Consider the following 4,485-nt stretch of genomic DNA (forward strand, 5'->3'; position numbering starts at 1 on the left):
GATCGGGCGGATCATCACCCGTGTGGAAGAGGCCCAACACGACCGGGCACCGATTCAGACTGTGGGAGAAAACTTTTCCCGCCGCTTCGTGCCGACGTCGTTCATTGTCTCCGCGCTCACCTTGGCGATCACCCGAGACGTCCGGCGCGCGATGACGATGCTGCTGGTGGCGTGCCCGTGCGCGGTGGGTCTGGCCACCCCGACCGCGATCAGCGCCGCGATCGGCAACGGGGCCCGGCGCGGCATCTTGATCAAAGGCGGCTCGCACCTCGAAGAGGCCGGACGGGTGGACGCCATTGTGTTCGACAAGACCGGGACACTGACGGTGGGACGCCCCGTGGTGACGAATATCGTTGCCATGCATGATTCTTGGGAGCCCGAGCAGGTGCTGGCCTACGCGGCCAGCTCGGAGATTCATTCCCGTCATCCGCTGGCCGAAGCGGTCATCCGCTCGACCGAAGAACGCCATATCAGCATTCCGCCCCATGAGGAATGCGAGGTGCTGGTCGGCCTCGGCATGCGGACCTGGGCCGACGGCCGCACCTTGCTGCTGGGCAGCCCGTCGCTGCTGCAGTCCGAAAACGTGGTGGTGTCAAAGGAAGCCGCGGACTGGGTGCACAGGCTGCGACGCCAGGCCGAGACCCCGCTGCTGCTCGCCGTGGACGGCACATTGGTGGGACTGATCAGCCTACGCGACGAAATCCGCCCCGAAGCAACCGATGTGCTGAAGAAATTGCGCGGCAACGGCATTCGCCGCATTGTCATGCTCACCGGCGATCACCCCGAGATCGCCGAAGTGGTGGCACGCGAGCTGGGCATCGACGAGTGGCGCGCCGAGGTGCTGCCGGAGGACAAACTCGAAGTGGTGCGCCAGCTGCAAAGCGAGGGGCACGTGGTCGGGATGGTCGGCGACGGCATCAACGACGCCCCGGCGCTGGCGGCTGCCGATATCGGAATTGCCATGGGACTGGCCGGGACTGACGTCGCCGTGGAGACCGCCGATGTCGCGCTGGCCAACGACGACTTGCAGCGTCTGCTCGACGTGCGGGATCTGGGCGCGCGGGCAGTGGAGGTGATCCGCCAGAACTACGGCATGTCGATCGCGGTCAATGCCGCCGGGCTGATGATCGGCGCCGGCGGCGCGTTGTCACCGGTGCTGGCCGCGATCCTGCACAACGCGTCGTCGGTGGCGGTGGTGGCCAACAGCTCCCGACTAATCCGCTACCGCCTCGACTGACCGGCTCTCAGTAGCCGCCTCCAGCGAGGCGAATATCGTGACCTGCTCACCGAAACCGGTAGCCTGCAGCGGTCGCAATACGGCGCGGTGAGCGGCCACCACCGAAAAATCCAGCCCGCGCTCCCGGCAGCGCCGCTGGCCGCGCACCAGTGCGGTCACCCCGGCAACCGACAGAAAATCGATCGCCGTCGCATCGACGACGACCCGACCCGAATCAGGGATGGCGCCGCACGTTTCCCGTAGAGCGCACTCCAGTTGAGCGACGTTGCACAGGTCGACATCGCCACGCAGGTGCAAGACGACCAGATCGTTAACTGTTGTGCGTTCGACATGCAACGCTGACACACGCCCCTCCGCTTGTCAGTGGTTCGAGAAACCGACGTCAGGGGCACCACGGTCGCGAAAGGCTAGAGCAGCCGCAAAAGCGTAATTCGGCGATCTAGTACACCGAACGTCGCGGGCTATGGTCTAACCGCGTGCTCACCGTATCATTGTTAGGCCGCTGCACCTGATGAGAACACGTAGCCTGGGCCAATGGAAGAGGACTTGCACTCGTTGTCCCGAGAGCTGGCCGAGGTGGGCCGGCTCGTCGACGACGACGATGTGACCAGCGTGGTCGACCGGATGGTCAGGCGCGCTGTGCGCACCATCCCCGCCTGTGAACACGCCACGGTGACTGTGGAGGTCGCCCCGGGAAAACTGGAAACGGTGGCTGGCGGTGAGATCACCGCGCTTGCGCACAGTGCAGACGAACCTCGCCCCTGGCCAGGCCCGATTCTGGATGCCGTGCGCTACCGCGAGCCGCGCCGGGTCGAGGACGCCGAGACCGAACAGCGCTGGCCGGGGTTCCCGGAGCGGATGCGGCAAGCCGGGTTTCACAGTTGCCTGGCGTTGCCGCTGCCGGCGTACCGCCGGCCGTCGGTGGGATGCACGCTGTTCTCGAGCCGCCCCAACCAATTCACCGAGCATGTGATGGACCTGGTGATGCTGTTCGCGTTGCACGCCGGTACCACATTCGACAACGCCGCCCTGTACAACGATTCACGACAGCTCGTCGACCACTTGCACTCGGCGTTGGCAACGCGGGATCTGATCGGCCAGGCCAAAGGGCTGCTGATGCGCCACTACTCGTGTGACCCGGATGCTGCGTTCAATATGTTGCGACGCGTTTCCCAGCATCGCAACATCAAGATTCGGCATCTGGCCGCCGAGCTAGTCGAGGCGCACCAGCAGGGCAGGCTTGAACCGTTGTTGCACACCTGGTTCGAGGAGCATCCCGACGTCGCAGCGGCGACCTAGCGTCGGTCAGCAGCCGCAGTCGTCGCCGTGCCAAGAGCGCACGCCCTGCCACACCGCGACAGCGGCGATGGCCAGGCCGACCGCGGGGTCGAACCACCAACCGCCGGACCAGCTGGCCGTGACCACCAGGCCAACCAGCACCGCGGCCGCCTGCGCACCGCACAAGTGGTTTTGGATTCCTTCACCGGTGGTGGCCGCCGAGCCCAGCAGGGCGCCGAGTCTTTGTTTGGCCCGGCCCAGCGTCGGCATCAGCACCAACGCCGCGGCCGTCAACGCAATGCCGATCACCGATCGCTCGGCGTGATGCCCACCCAGGAGGTCGCGAACTGATTCCGCGGCGATGTAGGGGGCGGTCAGCCAAAACGACAGCGCGACCCCGCGTTGGGCGCGTCGTTCCGCAGTCTCCGACAGCGTCCGCGCCCCAGTGAACCGCCACAACACCATCGCGCTCGCCAAGGCCTCCGGCGCGCTGCCCAGCGCCCATCCGGTCAACGCGATCGACCCGACGGCAAGCCCTTGCCACAGCCCCACCGCACCCTCGGCCAGCATCGCGGCCAGGCTTATCCAGGCCAGCCGCTTGGCCCACCGTGCGGCCCGGTGCCAGGCCGCGTCCCGGGTCGGCGTCGGGGTGGCGAGTTGGGTGGGCCGAGGCGTGGTCACCAAGCGATGGTAAATGCATACCCTGGGGTCTCTCGACCGGCGCGCGAGGAGCAGCAGTTCTGCGGGAAGTGTGAAGTCCCAATCCGTGCTACTGACCCAGCGACAGCAGTTAATGGCTCGTTACGCTGACTGGCATGGCGCGCACCGAAAACGACACCTGGGACTTGGCAACGAGCGTGGGGGCCACCGCCACCATGGTGGCCGCGGGCAGGGCCCGCGCCAGCAAAGCCGGGCTCATCAATGATCCGTTCGCCGAACCACTGGTACGGGCCGTCGGCATCGACTTCTTCACTCGCTGGGCCGCCGGCGAGCTCGAGGCTGCCGAGGTCGATATTCCGGACCACCCGTGGGGCATGCAGCCCATGACTGACCTACTGGCGGTGCGCACGCGGTTTATCGACGCCTTCTGCGCCGATGCGACGACTGCGGGCGTCCGGCAGGCGGTGATACTCGCCTCGGGCCTCGACGCCCGCTCCTATCGGATGTCATGGCCGGCCGACATGACGGTGTTCGAGATCGATCAGCCGCAAGTCCTTGAATTCAAGACCGCGACGCTGACGGCGTCCGGCGCCGAGCCGACCGCGAACCTGCGGTCCGTGCCGATCGATCTACGACACGACTGGCCGTCGGCCCTGCAGCAAGCCGGGTTCGACCCCGAGCGATCCACCGCCTGGATCGCCGAGGGCTTGCTCGCATTCCTGCCGCCGGAAGCCCAAGACCGCCTGCTGGACAACATCACCGCGTTGAGCGCTGACGGCAGTCGGCTGGTCGCGGAGATCTTCTTGAACTCACCGGAGTCGCTGGAGGTCATGCACGCCGCGGCGCAGAAATGGTACGAGCACGGCCTGGACACCCACATCGACGATCTCTGGTATTCGGGTGAGCGTCATGACGTCGCCAACTACCTGGACCAGCACGGCTGGCGCACCATCCGCACTCCGTCCAGCCAACTGTTGGCCGACAACGGGTTACCGGTGCCTCCACGCATCAATCCTGAGACCGAAAACTACTATTGCACCGCGGTGCGGGGCACGGACTGATGCCAAACAGCAACGACCGCAAGCCTCTTGACGGGCTTCGGGTACTCGACTTCACCCAGAACGTGGCCGGCCCGCTGGCGGGACAGGTGCTGGCCGACTTGGGTGCTGAAGTGATCAAGGTCGAGGCGCCCGGCGGTGACGCCGCTCGCCAGATCACCTCTGTTCTGCCTGGGCGACCACCGTTACCCACGTACTTCCTGCCCAATAACCGGGGCAAGAAGTCGGTGACCGCTGACCTGACCTCCGAGG

General features: G+C 66.1%; 5 protein-coding genes and 1 pseudogene. 4 read left to right on the forward strand and 2 right to left on the reverse strand.

Translation table 11 applies throughout. The features are described 5' to 3' along the window. Positions 1 to 1,237, forward strand: a pseudogene (gene ctpC / locus VFA16_RS17420) (manganese-exporting P-type ATPase CtpC); the annotation flags it as partial. Here the strand turns inward: ctpC and VFA16_RS17425 are convergent. Continuing rightward, positions 1,214 to 1,582 (reverse strand): STAS domain-containing protein, encoded by a 369-nt coding sequence (locus tag VFA16_RS17425; RefSeq protein WP_324969019.1) that lies wholly within the window; start codon positions 1,580 to 1,582, stop codon positions 1,214 to 1,216. The pseudogene ctpC and the gene VFA16_RS17425 overlap by 24 nt on opposite strands. 189 nt (positions 1,583 to 1,771) lie before the next feature. Here VFA16_RS17425 and VFA16_RS17430 point away from each other — a divergent pair, with 189 nt between their 5' ends. Next, entirely contained in the window at positions 1,772 to 2,536 is a 765-nt protein-coding gene (locus tag VFA16_RS17430) for a GAF and ANTAR domain-containing protein (protein WP_324969020.1), read from the forward strand. 6 nt (positions 2,537 to 2,542) lie between these two features. Here VFA16_RS17430 and VFA16_RS17435 read toward each other — a convergent pair whose 3' ends face one another. Beyond that, entirely contained in the window at positions 2,543 to 3,196 is a 654-nt protein-coding gene (locus VFA16_RS17435) for a cation transporter (RefSeq protein ID WP_324969021.1), read from the reverse strand. 134 nt (positions 3,197 to 3,330) lie between these two features. Here VFA16_RS17435 and VFA16_RS17440 point away from each other — a divergent pair, with 134 nt between their 5' ends. Together VFA16_RS17440 and VFA16_RS17445 are read left to right on the forward strand one after the other, a co-directional pair. Beyond that, a complete protein-coding gene (locus VFA16_RS17440) occupies positions 3,331 to 4,236 on the forward strand; it encodes a class I SAM-dependent methyltransferase (protein ID WP_324969022.1) in 906 nt (301 codons plus the stop codon). Beyond that, the coding region (locus tag VFA16_RS17445; protein WP_324969023.1) for a CoA transferase at positions 4,236 to 4,485 on the forward strand (250 nt) is incomplete at its 3' end. The genes VFA16_RS17440 and VFA16_RS17445, both read left to right, overlap by 1 nt.

It is taken from the genome of Mycobacterium sp. (assembly GCF_035653355.1).
GTDB lineage: Bacteria > Actinomycetota > Actinomycetes > Mycobacteriales > Mycobacteriaceae > Mycobacterium.